The organism is Arthrobacter sp. Soil762 (assembly GCF_001428335.1).
GTDB lineage: Bacteria > Actinomycetota > Actinomycetes > Actinomycetales > Micrococcaceae > Arthrobacter.
The window spans coordinates 1-15,861 of sequence record NZ_LMSG01000003.1 but is presented as its reverse complement, the minus strand read 5'-3'; the positions used below and the strand labels follow the sequence as shown (position 1 = coordinate 15,861).

Annotated in this window: 16 protein-coding genes and 1 pseudogene; 9 read left to right on the top strand and 8 right to left on the bottom strand. The window is 64.7% G+C overall.

Features of this window, described 5'->3' with window-relative positions; all coding sequences use genetic code 11:
• Positions 1–8 precede the first annotated feature (8 nt).
• Positions 9–506 carry a flavin reductase family protein gene (locus ASG77_RS05495; protein WP_056342199.1) on the bottom strand — a complete coding sequence of 166 codons (498 nt, stop codon included), beginning with the start codon at positions 504–506 and terminating at the stop codon, positions 9–11.
• A 158-nt stretch (positions 507–664) separates the two neighbouring features.
• On the opposite strand from ASG77_RS05495, the gene ASG77_RS05490 reads away from it, so the two are divergent.
• The 3 genes from ASG77_RS05490 to nrdR all read left to right on the top strand — a co-directional run bounded on the left by ASG77_RS05490 (position 665) and on the right by nrdR (position 3,229).
• Complete coding sequence (locus tag ASG77_RS05490) at positions 665–1,198, top strand: hypothetical protein (protein ID WP_056342198.1); 534 nt, start codon at positions 665–667, stop codon at positions 1,196–1,198.
• 9 nt (positions 1,199–1,207) lie between these two features.
• A complete protein-coding gene (hisD, locus tag ASG77_RS05485) occupies positions 1,208–2,584 on the top strand; it encodes a histidinol dehydrogenase (protein WP_056342195.1) in 1,377 nt (458 codons plus the stop codon).
• 138 nt (positions 2,585–2,722) lie between these two features.
• On the top strand, positions 2,723–3,229 hold the full coding sequence (gene nrdR, locus ASG77_RS05480) for a transcriptional regulator NrdR (RefSeq protein ID WP_082575857.1): 507 nt from the start codon (positions 2,723–2,725) through the stop codon (positions 3,227–3,229).
• Positions 3,230–3,307: 78 nt separating this feature from the next.
• On the opposite strand, the gene ppgK is transcribed toward nrdR, so the two are convergent.
• On the bottom strand, positions 3,308–4,111 hold the full coding sequence (ppgK, locus tag ASG77_RS05475; protein ID WP_056342190.1) for a polyphosphate--glucose phosphotransferase: 804 nt from the start codon (positions 4,109–4,111) through the stop codon (positions 3,308–3,310).
• A gap of 57 nt (positions 4,112–4,168) precedes the next feature.
• A complete protein-coding gene (gene map, locus ASG77_RS05470) occupies positions 4,169–5,047 on the bottom strand; it encodes a type I methionyl aminopeptidase (protein WP_056342187.1) in 879 nt (292 codons plus the stop codon).
• A 120-nt stretch (positions 5,048–5,167) separates the two neighbouring features.
• Between map and ASG77_RS21690 the strand changes: the two genes are divergently transcribed.
• Positions 5,168–5,332, top strand: coding sequence for an SPOR domain-containing protein (locus ASG77_RS21690; RefSeq protein WP_111906938.1), 165 nt, complete (start codon positions 5,168–5,170; stop codon positions 5,330–5,332).
• A gap of 36 nt (positions 5,333–5,368) precedes the next feature.
• On the opposite strand, the gene panB is transcribed toward ASG77_RS21690, so the two are convergent.
• Positions 5,369–6,274, bottom strand: a complete 906-nt coding sequence (gene panB, locus ASG77_RS05465) for a 3-methyl-2-oxobutanoate hydroxymethyltransferase (RefSeq protein ID WP_056342184.1) — start codon at positions 6,272–6,274, stop codon at positions 5,369–5,371.
• A 264-nt stretch (positions 6,275–6,538) separates the two neighbouring features.
• On the opposite strand from panB, the gene glnA (ASG77_RS05460) reads away from it, so the two are divergent.
• From glnA (ASG77_RS05460) to ASG77_RS05445, 4 genes are all read left to right on the top strand, one after another.
• Positions 6,539–7,879, top strand: coding sequence for a type I glutamate--ammonia ligase (gene glnA / locus ASG77_RS05460; RefSeq protein WP_056342417.1), 1,341 nt, complete (start codon positions 6,539–6,541; stop codon positions 7,877–7,879).
• Between the two features lie 6 nt (positions 7,880–7,885).
• Positions 7,886–10,897 (top strand): bifunctional [glutamine synthetase] adenylyltransferase/[glutamine synthetase]-adenylyl-L-tyrosine phosphorylase, encoded by a 3,012-nt coding sequence (locus ASG77_RS05455; RefSeq protein WP_056342181.1) that lies wholly within the window; start codon positions 7,886–7,888, stop codon positions 10,895–10,897.
• 66 nt (positions 10,898–10,963) lie between these two features.
• Complete coding sequence (locus ASG77_RS05450) at positions 10,964–11,407, top strand: VOC family protein (protein ID WP_056342413.1); 444 nt, start codon at positions 10,964–10,966, stop codon at positions 11,405–11,407.
• Positions 11,386–11,934 carry a GNAT family N-acetyltransferase gene (locus ASG77_RS05445; protein WP_056342410.1) on the top strand — a complete coding sequence of 183 codons (549 nt, stop codon included), beginning with the start codon at positions 11,386–11,388 and terminating at the stop codon, positions 11,932–11,934. The genes ASG77_RS05450 and ASG77_RS05445 overlap by 22 nt, the downstream gene beginning before the upstream one ends.
• A gap of 267 nt (positions 11,935–12,201) precedes the next feature.
• Here the strand turns inward: ASG77_RS05445 and glnA (ASG77_RS05440) are convergent, their stop codons facing one another.
• Positions 12,202–13,626, bottom strand: coding sequence for a type I glutamate--ammonia ligase (glnA, locus tag ASG77_RS05440; protein ID WP_056342177.1), 1,425 nt, complete (start codon positions 13,624–13,626; stop codon positions 12,202–12,204).
• Positions 13,627–13,910: 284 nt separating this feature from the next.
• Here glnA (ASG77_RS05440) and ASG77_RS05435 point away from each other — a divergent pair, with 284 nt between their 5' ends.
• On the top strand, positions 13,911–14,348 hold the full coding sequence (locus tag ASG77_RS05435; protein WP_056342173.1) for an RDD family protein: 438 nt from the start codon (positions 13,911–13,913) through the stop codon (positions 14,346–14,348).
• A gap of 103 nt (positions 14,349–14,451) precedes the next feature.
• On the opposite strand, the gene ASG77_RS05430 is transcribed toward ASG77_RS05435, so the two are convergent.
• The 3 genes and pseudogenes from ASG77_RS05430 to ASG77_RS21685 all read right to left on the bottom strand — a co-directional run.
• Positions 14,452–14,808, bottom strand: coding sequence for a DUF3817 domain-containing protein (locus ASG77_RS05430; protein ID WP_056342170.1), 357 nt, complete (start codon positions 14,806–14,808; stop codon positions 14,452–14,454).
• Between the two features lie 99 nt (positions 14,809–14,907).
• A complete protein-coding gene (locus ASG77_RS05425) occupies positions 14,908–15,660 on the bottom strand; it encodes a DUF4191 domain-containing protein (protein WP_056342167.1) in 753 nt (250 codons plus the stop codon).
• A gap of 86 nt (positions 15,661–15,746) precedes the next feature.
• Positions 15,747–15,861 (bottom strand): annotated as a pseudogene (locus tag ASG77_RS21685) (lipoyl synthase); the annotation flags it as partial.

The window sequence follows — 15,861 nt, the reverse complement described above, 5'->3', positions numbered from 1 at the left end:
CCCGAAAGTTAGATCTCGTAGTCCAGCGGGACCGGCTGGCCATAGCCGCCGGCGTGGTAGAGGAGCGGCGAACCGTCGTCGCCCACTTCGCCGTCCACAACTTCAACCACCACCACGGCATTGTTCTCGAAGGAGAGCCGCATCTGGATCTTGCCGATCAGCCAGCCCGCGACGTCTTTGAGGATCGGGACCTCGTGCGGGCCAACTTCCCAGTGGTCCCCGCCGAACCTGTCCTTGGTACGCGCGAAACGGTCCGCCAGGGCCTGGTTCTCCAGGCCCAGCATGTGGACGCCGAGGTGGGTGGCATTGGCCACGGCCGGCCAGGAACTTGAACTGCGGGCCATGTTGAAAGTGAACCGCGGCGGCTGTGCGGAAAGTGACGCCACGGACGTGGCGGTAAAGCCGTAGGGCTCGCCCTGGTAGTTCACGGTGATGATGGCGACCCCGGCAGCATGCCGCCGGAACATTTCCTTGAACGTGCCCTCGAACGGCGTTTTGTCTGTCATCTTGAGATTTGCTCCCCGAAAAGCAGCTGAAGTGGACTCTTCCTTAAGGGTATTCGTCCCCGCCGGACAGGGAGCAATCGCTTGACCCGGCACGTCATCTGTCCAGACTGCCCACGTCATCGGGCCGGCCACACCCTATATTTGTTAAGGTTTGTTGCATGAGAGAACACATCAGCCGCCGGTCCGCCCGGCTGCCGTGGAAATGGTTTGCCGCTGCTGCCGCCGGTGGCGTTCCCGTCGGCCTCCTGTGGTGGCTGCTCGCCCCAGGGGGGATGAACCTGATCACGCGCAACCCCGCCCTGGCCGACGGGACCAATCCGGAGGTATGGCTGCTCAGGGACCTCACCCTTGCTGGGCTTTGTGTGTTCGCAGGGTGCCTGGTGGCCGTCTTCCTGACCGATAAAGGCGGCCGTGATGCGCAGGCGGCCTTGCTCCTGGGCCTGGCCGGCGGACTGGGCGGCGCCCTGATCGCGTGGCTGACAGGCGTGCTTGCGGGCCAGCTGTGGGGCGGCGCCGCAGATACGTCTGTCAATGCCAGCGTCGCGTTCTCGCTCCGGTCCCTGCCCGTGCTGATCCTGTGGCCGGCCGCGACTGCCACGTCCGTGTTTGTCCTGAGCCTGATAAACCTGCTCAGGAGCGGGCCCGGGAGTGCGGGCACGCCGGTAGCCGAAGGCAACGCGCCCGGCGCGTAAAATGGACCGGTGACCACATCTCCTGAACTTCCTGCCACCCCGCCTGCCGCCGCTGTCAGCTTCCGGACGGTCGACCTTCGGGGCAGGGGTCTGACACTTGCCGGTTTGCGCGCCGCTGTTCCCCGCGCCCGGCAGCACACCATGGCGGATGCGGAACAAAAAGTGCTGGATATCATCAAAGCCGTCCGCGAGGACGGCTTCGCAGCGCTCAGCGACCTGGCACTCCGTTTCGACGGAGTCCAGCAGGTCCACCCCCGCGTCCCGGCGGCCTCGCTGGCCCGGGCGCTGGCGGAACTGGATCCGGCGGTACGCAGCGCATTGGAAGAATCCATCAGCCGGGCCCGGCGCTTTGCGGACGGGCAGCGGCCGCGGGATCTCGACGTCGAACTCGGCGACGGTGCGCTGGTGAGCCAGAACTGGGTGCCGGTATCGCGGGTCGGCTTGTACGTCCCCGGCGGTCTCGCCGTCTATCCGTCGTCGGTCATCATGAATGTTGTCCCGGCGCTGGCTGCGGGAGTGCAGTCCATCGCCCTGGCATCGCCGCCGCAGAAGGACTTCGGCGGCCTCCCGCACCCCACCATCCTCGCGGCAGCGGCCCTGCTCGGCATCGACGAGGTCTACGCCATCGGCGGGGCCCAGGCCATCGCTGCGTTCGCCTACGGCGTGGAGGCAAATGACGCCGGGCCGGCGCTGGAGCCCGTCGATGTAGTCACGGGTCCGGGAAACATTTTTGTGGCGACGGCGAAGCGCCTGGTCAAGGGTGTGGTGGGAATCGATTCCGAAGCGGGGACCACCGAAATCGCCATCCTGGCTGATTCAACGGCGCAAGCTGACCTCGTGGCAGCAGACCTGATCAGCCAAGCGGAGCACGACCCCCAGGCGGCTTCAGTGCTCATCACGGACTCGGAGGACCTTGCCGCGGCAGTCCGCATCGAACTGGACCGGCAGGCGGCGGGCACCAAGCACTCCGCGCGTGTTTGTGAGGCGCTCTCCGGACCGCAGTCGGGAGTGGTCCTGGTGGAGGATCTGGAACAGGGCATCGCCGCCTGCGATGCCTACGCCGCTGAACACCTTGAAATCATGACCGCTGACGCGGCGGCGGTAGCTGCCCGGATCCGGAACGCGGGGGCGATCTTTGTGGGGGACTACAGTCCTGTCAGCCTGGGCGACTACTGCGCCGGCTCCAACCACGTCCTGCCCACCAGCGGGACCGCGGCGTTTTCCTCCGGACTGAATGTCACCACTTTCCTGCGTGCCATCCAGGTCATCAACTACAGCCGGGCTGCGCTGCAGGAAGTCAGCGGCCACATTGTGAGCCTGTCCGGTGCCGAGGACCTGCCGGCGCATGGTGAAGCGGTAACGGCGCGCTTCCGCGAGGCCTGCTGACGCAGCAGGCTGCGGGCACCACTACATGTGGTAATTACAGGATTGTTATTCCGCTACATGTAGTCGTAAACTGAGAGACGGAGAGGTCCGCCGGGGCCGGAAACGTCGGCGCCGGAAGACATCGAGGGAGGGGACACCATGTACTGTCCATTTTGCCGCAATCCGGACTCCCGCGTTGTGGACAGCCGCATGGCAGATGACGGCTCGGCCATCCGCCGCCGCCGGCAGTGCCCGGAATGCGGACGCAGGTTCACCACCGTGGAAACCACCAGCCTTTCAGTGATCAAACGCTCCGGAGTGGGCGAACCCTTCAGTCGCAGCAAGGTCATCAACGGCGTGCGCAAGGCATGCCAGGGACGGCCGGTCAGCGAAGACGACCTGGCGCTCCTTGCCCAGGAGGTGGAGGAGCAAATCCGTGCCTCGGGCGCGGCCGAGATCGACGCCCATGAAGTCGGCCTGATCATCCTTGGTCCGCTGCAGAAGCTTGACCAGGTGGCCTACCTGCGTTTTGCCAGTGTGTACCAGGCCTTCGAATCACTTGAGGACTTCGAGACCGCCATTGCCCTGCTCCGCCACGAGTCCGGGGAAGAAGGCACGCAACCCGCGGCGGCGCCCGCGAAGAGCTCCGAAAAGAGCCCCCTGTAAGCTCCGGTTGTGGCCGCGGAGGGGAAGCCGCCGCCACCACCGGCACCGGCTGCCCCCCCGGCGCCGGGCAGCTACCGGCTATTTTGTGAGCTTGTGCTTAATGGCAATTTCGACGGCGGCACCGACAATCCCGGCCTCATTCTTGAGTTCGGCAGGCACGATCCGGGTGCGCAGTTTGAGGTGCGGCAGGTATTCGTCTGCGCGCTTGGAGATGCCACCGCCCACGATGAACAGCTCGGGCGAGAACAGGAATTCCACGTGCGAGAAGTAGCGCTGCAGCAGCACGCTGTATTCCTCCCAGCTCAGTCCGTCCCTTTCGCGGGCCACGGCTGAGGCTTTGCTCTCGGCGTCAAAGCCGTCGATCTCCAGGTGCCCCAGTTCTGCGTTGGGGACGAGGCGGCCATCGAAGATGAATGCTGAGCCGATTCCGGTGCCCAGGGTGATCACCAGGACAGTGCCATCCACCCCCTGACCCGCACCAAATCGGGCCTCCGCCAGCCCGGCGGCGTCGGCGTCGTTAATGACCTCCACCGGGCGGCCAAGGCGTGCGGTCAGCAATGCATCAATGTCGGTGTGGAGCCAGGTCTTGTCCACATTGGCCGCCGAATGGACCACGCCATGCTGGATGATGCCGGGGAAGGTGACGCCCACGGGCGAATCCGCGGCCGGAGCCTCCGGGCGGCCTGAAAGCTCGGCAACCACCTGCGCCACGACGTTGGCTACGGCCTCAGGGGTGGCGGGCTGGGGCGTAGGCACGCGGAACCGCTCACCCAGCAGCTTGCCTTTTTTCAGGTCGACAATGCCGCCCTTGATTCCCGTACCGCCGATGTCAATGCCGATCAGCGGGGCGTTCTTGTGCGACTTCTCGTCCTTCTTGGCCAATGTTGTTCCGTTCGTGGCAGGGCGGCAGGTCGGCCGGGCGGCTGACCGGAAAAAATTTCAGGGGAGCGTGAGGATTTCGGCGCCGGATTCTGTCACCAGCAGTGTGTGCTCAAACTGGGCGGTCCGCTTGTGGTCGCGGGTGACAACTGTCCAGTCGTCCTCCCACATGTCCCACTCGATGGTGCCGAGGGTCAGCATGGGTTCGATGGTGAACACCATGCCGGCCTCGATGACTGTGTTGTAGGCCGGCGCTGCATCGTAGTGGGGGATGATGAGGCCCGTATGGAACGCTTCGCCCACGCCGTGGCCGGTGAAGTCCCGCACCACGCCGTAGCCGAAACGCTTGGCGTAGGACTGGATGGCCCGGCCGATCACGTTGATCTCCCGGCCGGGTGCCACGGCTTTGATGGCCCGGTTGAGGGATTCCCGGGTGCGCTCCACCAGCAGGCGGGACTCGTCGTCGACGTCGCCCACCAGGAAGGTGTGGTTCGTGTCGCCGTGGACTCCGTTGATAAAAGCGGTGATGTCGATGTTGAGGATGTCGCCGTCCTGAACTACGGTGCTGTCCGGGATGCCGTGGCAGATCACTTCATTCAGCGACGAGCACAGGGACTTCGGGAACCCGCGGTAGCCAAGCGTGGACGGGTAGGCCTTGTGGTCCAGCAGGAATTCGTGACCCACCTTGTCCAACTGGTCGGTGGTAACGCCGGGCCTGATGTGGTTGCCCACCTCAACGATGGCCTGTGCGGCGATCCGGCTGGCGATCCGGATTTTCTCAACGGTCTCGGCCGATTTGATCTCGGAGCCGGTGAACTTGGCCGGGCCGGGCTTGCCTACGTATTCCGGGCGCGGGATGGACGCGGGAACGGGGAGCTGCGGGCTGACGGTTCCGCGGGTAAGGGTGCCGGTGGGTGCAGTCGAGGCTAGGGAAGGCATAGATTGATCATATAAGGCACCGCATTAGGCCAAGTAACTGGAAGCCCCAAGCCGTCCGCATCCACGGTTAAGTTACGTGGATCACGGCAGGGCCCCCGCCAGCTGGAACGAGGAGGACCGATGACTGAGTACTGGTACAACGTGAACACCCACGAGGTGGAAGAGGACGCACTCTCAGACTGGAGCCAGCTGATCGGCCCCTACAAAACGCGGGAAGAGGCCGAACACGCCCTCGAAAAAGTCCGGGCCCGCAACGAGGCGTGGGAAAAGGGCGACGAGGACTGAGTCGCTGCCTGGCCCGGCCCCGTGGCCTGCCAACGCCTAGAAGGAGTGTTCCGGGCCGGGGAACTGGCCTGAACGGACCTCGTCGCCGTACGCCTTCGCCGCGTCACTGAGGGTAGTGCGCAGGTCGGCATATTGTTTGACGAACTTCGCCATCTTGCCGCCGCGGAACCCGGCCATGTCCTGCCACACCAGCACCTGCCCCGTGGTGGCGTTGCCGGCGCCGATCCCCACCGTCGGCACGCTGACCGCAGCGTCAACGGCGGCCGCAGTGTCCGCCGGAACCATTTCCATCAGGACGGCGAACGCCCCCGCCTCCACCAGCGCCACGGCGTCGTCAATCAATCGCTGGGCGTCATCCCCGCGGCCCTGGACCCGGTATCCGCCCAGCGCGTGTTCACTCTGGGGGGTGAAGCCGATATGGGCCATCACCGGGACGCCGGCCTGGACCATGGCCCGGACGGTTTCCGCGTAGTATTTTCCGCCCTCGATCTTGACGGCATGGGCCAGCCCCTCCTTGAGGAACCGGACACCTGTTTCCACACCCTGCTGCGCCGAGACTTCATAACTGCCGAACGGCAGGTCTGCCACCACCAGGGCCCGCTTGGCGGATCGCGCCACGGCGCGGCAGAGGGGCAGGAGTTCATCCACCGTGACCGGGAGGCTGGTCTCGTTGCCGAATACGTTGTTGGACGCCGAGTCGCCTACCAGGAGGACCTCGATGCCAGCCTGGTCGAAGATCTCCGCGCTGTACTGCTCGTAGGCGGTCAGCATGGCGAAGCGTTTGCCGTCCCGCTTGGCCTGCTGCAGGTGGTGGATACGCACCCTGGGTGCGGGCTTCGCGTTCACTTCCGACGACGGCGGCTGCACCGGTGCAGGTCCGTTTCCGTACGGTGCGTGTACTTCAGCGGACGCGCTTGACTCAGAGCTATTGGTTGAGGCCATGGCAAGAGCGTAATGCGGCAGCAGCAGTCCTAGCCACCGCAGACGGGCCGGCGGACCGTGATTCGCGTCATATTAACGTGCCCGCCAACGGCATTTTTGCCACCTGTGGGCTCGGCCGTCAATGGTTGCTGTGTAAACGCTGTGTTACGTGCGGCGCCGTCGCCCGCATTGGAGCCGATTGCTTAGTAAAGTGATGGTGAACTGCTGCCGGCTGCCGCTTCCGCGGACCCGGGGCATGAACGATTGACCGGAGAAGAGGCCATCATGGACCGCCAGCAAGAGTTTGTCCTGCGCACAATCGAGGAGCGCGACGTACGGTTCGTACGTTTGTGGTTCACCGACGTTGTAGGTTCACTCAAATCGGTGGCACTTGCCCCGGCCGAGGTTGAAGGTGCGTTTGAGGAAGGGCTCGGTTTCGACGGTTCAGCCATCGAAGGCCTGGCACGCGTGTTCGAATCGGACATGCTGGCACAGCCGGATCCGTCCACGTTCCAGATCCTGCCGTGGCGTGGCGAGACCGAACAGACCTCGCGGATGTTCTGCGACATCCTGACTCCGGACGGCGAACCGTCGGCCGCGGATCCCCGCAATGTCCTCAAGCGCACGCTGGCCAAGGCCGCGGACATGGGCTTTACGTGCTACACGCACCCGGAGATCGAGTTCTACCTCCTCAAGTCCCAGCAGCCCGGGCCCGACGGTGCTCCGGTACCCGTTGACGAGGGCGGCTACTTCGACCACGTTCCCGGCGGCGTGGCGCAGGATTTCCGCCGCACGGCCGTGACCATGCTGGAATCCGTTGGCATTTCGGTTGAGTTCAGCCACCATGAAGCCGGTCCCGGCCAGAACGAGATCGACCTGCGCTACGCGGACGCCCTGCAGACCGCGGACAACATCATGACGTTCCGCACGGTGATCAAGGAAGTGGCCCTCCAGCAGGGAACCTACGCCACGTTTATGCCCAAGCCTTTCACCGACCACCCAGGCTCCGGGATGCACACGCACTTCTCGCTGTTCGAGGGCGACACCAACGCTTTTTACGAGGCGGGCGCCGAATTCCAGCTTTCCAAGACGGCCCGCCAGTTCATCGCAGGCATCCTGAAGCACGCTCCCGAGTTCACGGCTGTGACCAACCAGTTCGTAAACTCCTACAAGAGGCTCTGGGGTGGCGGCGAAGCGCCCAGCTACCTCAGCTGGGGCCACAACAACCGTTCGGCCCTGGTCCGGGTCCCGCTGTACAAGCCCGGCAAGGGCCAGTCGGCCCGCATCGAATACCGCGGCATTGATTCGGCAGCGAACCCCTACCTTGCCTATGCCGTCCTGCTGGGGGCCGGGCTGAAGGGGATCGAAGAAGGCTACGACCTGCCCGCCGCAGCAGAGGACGACGTCTGGTCACTGAGCTCCGCCGAGCGCCGTGCCATGGGCCACGACCCCCTGCCCGCCAGCCTTCACGATGCCATCCGGTCCATGGAGGACTCCGAACTGATGCCGCAGATCCTCGGCGAGCAGGTCTTCGAGCACTTCCTGCGCAACAAGCGTGCCGAATGGCAGGACTACCGGCTCCAGGTGACGCCCTACGAACTGCAGCGCAACCTCGGCATTCTCTAGGCGGCGGTGAGCCTCGCACGCCGCCTCATCTCAGCCGGCTTCAGTGACCTGGAGAAGGGTGAGCGCTTCCTTGCTGCCCCGGAACTGGACGGCCTGGACCCGGACAGGATTTTCGCCGGCCTGCACATGGCCGCCAACCCCGACACCGCACTGCAGTCACTGGTGCGGCTGATCGAAAAGCACCCCGGTCTCCGGGAGCTGGCCGCGGCCGATCCGGAGGTCAGCGAGCCGCTCTACCGGGTGCTCGGGGCCTCCGAAGCGCTGGGGGAATTCCTCATCCGGCACCCTGAACACCTGGACGCCTTCGACCTAACGGCCAGCCCCGAGCCACTTCAGGCAGACCCGGAACACCTCCGCTCTGTCCTCCTGAAATCCGTCCGCGCGGAACCCGGGTCAGCACGGCCCGTGGCGGGAATGACCGGAGCCGACGCTTATGCCGCGCTGCGGTCGGCCTACCGCCGCGGGGTGGTGGACCTGGCGGTCAAGGACATGTGCGCTGCTGACCCGCTGGACTTTATGCCCGCCGTCGGAGCTGAACTCGCTGACCTGGCAGGGGCCGCGATCGAGGCTGCGCTGGCAGTTTCCCGTGCCGAGGCTGCTGAGCAGTTCAGCGCCGGGGAAGTGGCCGCCGTTGGCCTGGCCGTCATCGGGATGGGCAAATGCGGAGCGCGGGAACTGAACTATATTTCCGACGTCGACGTCATCTACGTGATCGACGCCGGCGACCTGGACGACGCCCGTGCCAGCACCATCGGCACAGCCTTGGCCACCGGTATTTCCCGGGCGATCTCCTCCGTGGCTCGTGAACCCGGCCTCTGGGAAGTGGACGCCAACCTGCGGCCGGAGGGCAAGTCCGGCCCACTGGTCCGAACTTTGGCCTCACACGAAAGCTACTACGCCCGCTGGGCGGAGAGTTGGGAATTCCAGGCGCTCCTGAAGGCGCGGACCATCGCCGGTGACAAGGACCTGGGGGAACGCTACGAAAAAGCCGTGGCCCCATTGATCTGGAGCTCCGCCGGCCGCGAAGGATTCGTGGAGTCCATGCAGGCGATGCGCCGAAGGGTTACCGAGCATATCCCGGCGGCGGAGGAACAGCGGCAGATCAAACTCGGCCGCGGCGGCCTCCGGGACGTCGAGTTCACCGTGCAGCTGCTCCAGTTGGTGCACGGAAAATCCGACGAAACCATTCGGCGCAGGGATACCACCGCAGCAATAGCGGCACTCTCGGCCGGAGGCTACATCGGCAGGTCCGACGCCGCCGCTTTCGATCACGCGTACCGGTACCTTCGCCTCCTGGAACATCGCATCCAGCTGTTCCAGCTCCGGCGGACACACCTGATGCCCGTCAGCGAAGCGGCACAGCGCGCCCTCGCAAAGGCAGTGCTTAGCCCCTTCTCCAATGACAGGCCGCCGCCGGCTTCGATGCTGGCCACCTGGCAGAAGACCAAACGCTCTGTCCGCGAACTGCACGAACGTATTTTCTACCGTCCGCTGCTTAACACCGCTGCCAAACTCAGCAGCGAGGACGCCAGGCTGACGCCGGAGGCCGCCCAGGGCCGCCTCGCCGCGCTGGGCTATCGTGACCCGCGGGGCGCCATGCGGCATATCGAGGCACTCACCGCCGGTGTCAGCCGGCGGGCAGCCCTGCAACGCCAGCTGCTGCCTATCCTGCTGGACTGGCTCGCCGAAGGTGTTGATCCCGACGCCGGGCTGCTCGCGTTCCGGCGCGTCAGTGAGGCCCTTGGCACCACCCACTGGTATCTGGGCATGCTCCGGGATTCCACAGCGGCGGCTGAACGGCTATGCAACGTGCTCTCGAACTCACGCCTGATTGCGGATCTTTTGGAGGTTTCGCCGGAGTCGGTGGCGTGGCTGGGCACCAACAAAGACCTCGTGCCGCTGGGCTTCGAAGCCCAGTGGCAGGAGATCACGTCCAAAATGTCGCGCCACTCGGACCCGGAAAACGCCATCAGGCTGATCAGGCTCATTAGGCGCCGGGAGATCCTCCGGATCGCGATCGCCGATTCTGCCGGGCTTCTCAACCAGGACCAGGTGGGCGCGGCGCTGGCTGACACCGACCGGGCCGCGGTGCTGGGCGCGCTGCGCGTGGCCGAAGGCATCGTCTCTGCTGCGGGACCGCTCAAGACCGCCATATTGGTGGTGGCCATGGGCCGCCAGGGCGGCCGCGAGATCGGCTACGGCTCCGACGCCGACGTCATGTACGTGCACCGCGCGTTGCCGGGCTATACGGACGAGGAAGCGCAGGATCAGGCGGCCCGGATTGTCGCCAAGGTCTCCAGCCTGCTCACGCAGCCGCTCAAGCCGGCCATCATGGCCGAGCGGGTGCTGCAGATGGACGCGGATCTTCGGCCCGAAGGCAAGAACGGGGCCATGGTCCGCTCGCTCGATTCGTTCGCCGAATATTACCGCCGGTGGTCATTGATCTGGGAAGCGCAGGCGCTGCTGCGGGCCCGGCCCATGGCGGGCGACGATGCCCTGGCCAAGGACTTTCTGGCCCTCATCGACCCCATCAGGTACCCGGAGTCGATTTCGGAGCAGGACGTCCGGGAGGTTCGCAGGGTCAAAGCGCGGGTGGAAGCGGAGCGGTTGCCGCGCGGGGCGGATCCGGCACGCCACGTGAAGCTTGGCCGCGGAGGACTGAGCGACGTCGAGTGGCTGGTGCAGCTCCTTCAGCTCCAGCACGCGGCCAAGCACCCGGAACTGCAGACCACGTCCACGGTGGAGGCCCTGGAAGCGGCGGCTTCACTGGACCTGCTCACCGGGCCTGACGCGAAGCTGCTGGCCGACGCGTGGCGGCTCGCCAGCCGGATCCGGTCCGCCAACGTCATCTGGAGCGGCAGGGCCTCGGACACGCTGCCGTCCGCCCGCGGGGACCTTGAGGCGGTGGCCCGCTGGTGCGGCTACGAACCTGGCAACGCGGCCGCCATGGAAGAGGACTACCTCCGCCTGAGCCGGCGGGCCCGGGCGGTGTTCGAGAAAGCCTTCTACGGTCATTAGCGGCTGCCTGGGGTTCTCCCGGAAGGCAGCAGACAGCTGCCGCGGTGCGGTGCTAGGTTGGGGGCCATGGCTACGCAAATCTACCTGAACCTGCCCGTGAAGGATCTGAAGCGGTCCGTCGATTTCTTCACCGCCCTTGGCTTCTCCTTTAACCCGGACTACACCGATGAAAACGCGACCTGCATGATCATCAACGACAACGCGTTTGTGATGCTCCTCGTGGAGGGATTCTTCAAGACGTTCACCTCCCGGGCCGTGGCCGATGCCACCAGTTCCACCGAGGCCATCACGGCGTTTTCGGTGGACAGCAAGGAAGCCGTGGACGCAACGGTACGCAAGGCGCTGGCCGCCGGCGGCACCCCGTCCCAGGAGGTCCAGGACTACGGCTTTATGTACAACCACAGTTTCCAGGACCCGGACGGCCACCTGTGGGAAGTCATGTGGATGGACCCTGCCGGCCCATCGGCCGAGGGCGGGGCTCCCGCCGGATCCGACGGACAGCCGACCTGAAAACCCGGGTTGATTCCGTCTGGCTCATTGCCCTGGATGACCTCAGTGCGGATGCGCTTGCCATCCAGCTGGGAGAGGTAGCAAACATTGAGCTGGGCCCAGGGCAAAGCGGCTTCGTTGGTGACCCGCTCCGCATGGTCCTGGCGGGACTGGAGGAGGATTCGCGGTTCCCTTATGTCGTGGAGGCCGCGGGCTACGCTGTGGGAGTGCTGACCCTCCAGGCCGGTGCCGCGCGCCTGGCCGGCTGGCCGGACGAGGATTCGGCCTGGCTGTTGCGCGGTTTCCTGATCGACAGGCGCCACCAGGGGCAAGGCCTCGGGCCGCTGGCGGCAACGTCCGCGGTGGAGGCGGCTGCGAAACTGACCGCCAGGCGCGGAACCCACGAGGCCGGCGTCGTGCTTTCCGTCAACGAAGCCAATCCGGCCGGGTTGTCCGCGTACAGGACCGCCGGCTTTGTGGACCAGGGGCAGTACCTGGGCGGCAGTTCCGGACCGCAACGGATCATGTACCGGAGCTTCACAGGATAATTCGTCCAGACACGGCGGCCGGGCATTGCCTCCGGCTCCACATTGATCGATCATGTGGATTGGCGGTGTTCTTCAAACCTTGTTGGGGGGAAGGCTTGAAAAGTCTTCGTCTCGGGGAGCACATGTCAGGGGGCTGGCTTCTGGTCTCAGCACGTCTGGAGTCAGCCCCCACCTTAGGGACAAAAAAGTCCGCCCGGCCTCCAGCATTGACGCTGGCAGCCCGGGCGGACTTTTTGGCGGACTGAACGGGTTCAGCCGCGGATCTGGCTAGACGCCGTAGTAGAGCTCGAACTCGTACGGGTTCGGGCGCAGGGACAGCGGGCGGATCTCGTACTCGTACTTGTACTCGATCCAGGTGTCGATCAGGTCCTGGGTGAACACGCCACCGGCCTGCAGGAACTCGTTGTCCTCGCGCAGGGCCTCCAGTGCCTCTTCCAGCGAGCCCGGAGCCTTCGGGATGTCCTTGGCTTCCTCGGCGGGCAGCTCGTAGAGGTCCTTGTCGATCGGAGCCGGCGGTTCGATGCGGTTGCGGATGCCGTCAATGCCGGCCATCAGCTGGGCAGCGAAGGCCAGGTACGGGTTGGACGAGGGGTCCGGAGCGCGGAACTCGATGCGCTTGGCCTTGGGGTTGGAACCCGTGATGGGGATACGGATACCGGCGGAGCGGTTGCCCTGCGAGTACACCATGTTGACCGGAGCTTCGAAGCCCTTGACCAGGCGGCGGTAGGAGTTCACCGTCGGGTTGGTGAAGGCGAGGACGGACGAGGAGTGCTTCAGCAGGCCGCCGATGTACCAGCGGGCCATGTCGGACAGGCCGGCGTAGCCCTTTTCGTCGTAGAACAGCGGCTCGCCGTTGGTCCACAGCGACTGGTGGCAGTGCATGCCCGAACCGTTGTCGCCAAAGACCGGCTTCGGCATGAAGGTCACGGACTTGCCCCAGGCGTCGGCCGTGTTCTTGACGACGTACTTGAACTTCTGCAGGTCATCTGCGGCATGGGTCAGGGTAGTGAACTTGTAGTTGATTTCAGCCTGGCCGGCGGAGCCTACCTCGTGGTGGCTGCGCTCGACCTCGAGGCCGGCCTCATCCAGGGCGATGCACATGGCGTCGCGGAGGTCAGCCTGCTTGTCGGTGGGGGAAACCGGGAAGTAGCCGCCCTTGATGGGGGTCTTGTAGCCGAGGTTTCCGCCGTCTTCTTCGCGGCCGGTGTTCCAGTGTGCTTCTTCGGAGTCGATCTTGTAGAAGCTGCCCTCGGGGGAGGACTGGTACTGGACGTTGTCGAAGACGAAGAATTCGGCTTCCGGAGCGAAGAACGCGGTGTCGGCGATGCCCGTGGAGGCGAGGTAGGCCTCAGCCTTTTCGGCCACGCCGCGGGGGTCGCGGTGGTAAGGGTCTCCGGTGCGGGGGTTCACGATGGAGAAGTTCAGCGCAAGGGTCTTCTCCATGCGGAAGGTGTCCAGGAATGCGGTGGTGACGTCCGGGATCAGCTGCATGTCGGATTCGGCGATGCCCTGGAATCCGCGGATGGAGGAGCCATCGAAGAGCTGGCCGTTGACGAAGAAGTCCGCGTCGACGCTCTTTGCCGGCACGTTAAAGTGCTGCTGCACACCCGGGAGATCGGTGAAGCGGATATCGACGAATTTAATATCTTCGTCCTTGATGAACTTGAGGACTTCGTCCGCAGTCTTGAACATCTATGCTCCTTACGCATATGTAATATCTGGCTGGCAAGCCAACTGATCCAGCGCAATCCGAAGGGCAGGGAAACCAAGTTTCCCTGCTTGGGAGGTATTGCTTGAAACTGCTATCAGCCTATGGACACGTCATTTCCCGTCAGTGTCCACATTGTTTCGGGCAGGTTACGGAATGCCCTGTTCAGGTTACAGAATTGTCCTGACCAGGTAACGCTATCCGGTGTCCGTAGTGTGGTCCAACGGTTTCCACTCTGTGGTCGGCGGTGAGTCGGTAAGCTTGGACGGTGGTAGATCGCAATGACATTGGCTCCTGGCTCAGCGGACCGGACACGTCCGGCATCTCAAAGTACCCGGGGGAGCGCCTGGGATTGCCCGAATCCGGTTCCGGCTCCATTGCCAGGGCGGGCAGGCGCATCCTCGCCATCGTCCTTGACTGGGGGATTGCCCTGCTGATCAGCAATTTTGCCTTCGGCGGTGACTCCTGGGCCACGTTGGCGATTTTCGCCGCGGAACAGATGCTGCTTGTGGGCACCCTCGGTTACAGCGTCGGCCACCGCGTGGCCGGGATCCAGGTGCTGCGACTGGGAGGCGGGCCCGCGGGTCCGCTGGCTGCCGTGGTGAGGTCAGTGCTGCTGTGCCTGGTGATTCCCGCCGTAATTTTCGATCCGGACCAGCGGGGACTGCACGACAAGGCGATGAATACCATCCTCGTGCGGCGCTAGCAGTAATCAGGAACCCGGCCGTGCCGGTTCGCCGGCACCTGACGCCCCCGAACACCTGACAGCTCCGAACACCTGACAGCTCCGAATACAGGGCAGTGCGCCGTCAGACTCCCGCTGTTTCCTTTGTCCCGGCAGGAACGGCCGTGCGCGGCGTCAGGTAGCCGCGCTTTCCGGCCCAGCGTTCGAACGCGATGGTGGCGAACGGGAACACCGCCGACAGTCCCGCGAACAGGGCCACCACGAAGGGCCACCGCTGGAGCCGCCACAGGGCGAGGGCGGCGATGCCGTAGCCCACAAACAGCGCGCCATGGATAGGGCCGGCGATCTCGACACCCAGTTCGGTGGTCTTGGCGATCCACTTGAAGTACATGCCAGCCAGCAGGGCAGCCCAGCTGAAGGCTTCGGCAACCGCCAGGACGCGGAAGGCCCGGATAACAGGGGTTCTAACGGGAATGGTCATGTTGCTGCTTCCAATCAATGTGCCCGCCTGTTCGGCGGCGTTCCTGCAGACAAAACCGCCCTGGTTCCGGCAAGCCGGAACCAGGGCGGTTCAAGGGTCTTAGCGTCCGCGGTTGGGGCGCGCTTTGTAGGGGTCGATTCCCTTGGGAATCGGGAGGCGGTTGCCCAGCGAGGAAATGCGCTTGGATACCGCATTCACCTCAAGCTTGGTCAGTTCATTCTTCAGCTTGCCCATTTTCTTGGCTACCTGGCTGATGGGAACCTGGCCCTCGCCGCGACCGCTTTCGATCATGTGGACCGTGACGTTCGGGAGGATGCGCGCAAGGCGCTTACGCTCGGCGTCGAGCATTGGCTTGACGCGGATGGTGGGGCCTTCGCTGACGAGGACGACGCCGGGACGGCCGACGGCGCGGAACACGGCGTCCTGCGTGCGCGGGTTTACGGCGACCGGCTGGTCCTCGGTGATCCAGCCGCGCTTAAGCGTGCCAAGTGCCGCGCCTGAGGCTCCGGGCTGGTTCTCGATCTGGGCGAACGCGGCACGTTCGGCACGACGCGAAAGGATCAGCGTAGCGCCAAGGAGGCCCAAGGGAATACCGACGAGTAGGCCGGTGATCCAGTTCTCCAGCCAAAAACCCACCAGGAAGCTGACAGCCACAACACCCAGGAACACCAGCAGCATCAGCCACGGGACCATGGGATCATGGCGGCGGGTCATGTTAAAGACTTCGCCGATCTGCTTGAGCCGGCTGGGCTTCTTGACCTTTGCTTCTTTTGGCTTGCGCGAGAAGAGGCCACGCTTCGGGGCGTCAGAGGCCGCCGGAGTGCTGTTACTGGAATCAGGGGAGTTCGCCATAGTTCCTCAATTCTACGTGATTTATGCCTGAGGGCCGGACGCCGGAGAATGTCCGGTGCCGGCCCTCAGTGATACCAAACTACGGCTTAGGAATGTGCGGCGAGCAGTGAGCTGGCTTCCTGGCGGGTGCTGCCGGAGGACTCGATGTGGGCGAGCTGGGCGGGGATTTCCCAGCCCTTCTTGCGCATCGCGGTGGCCCAG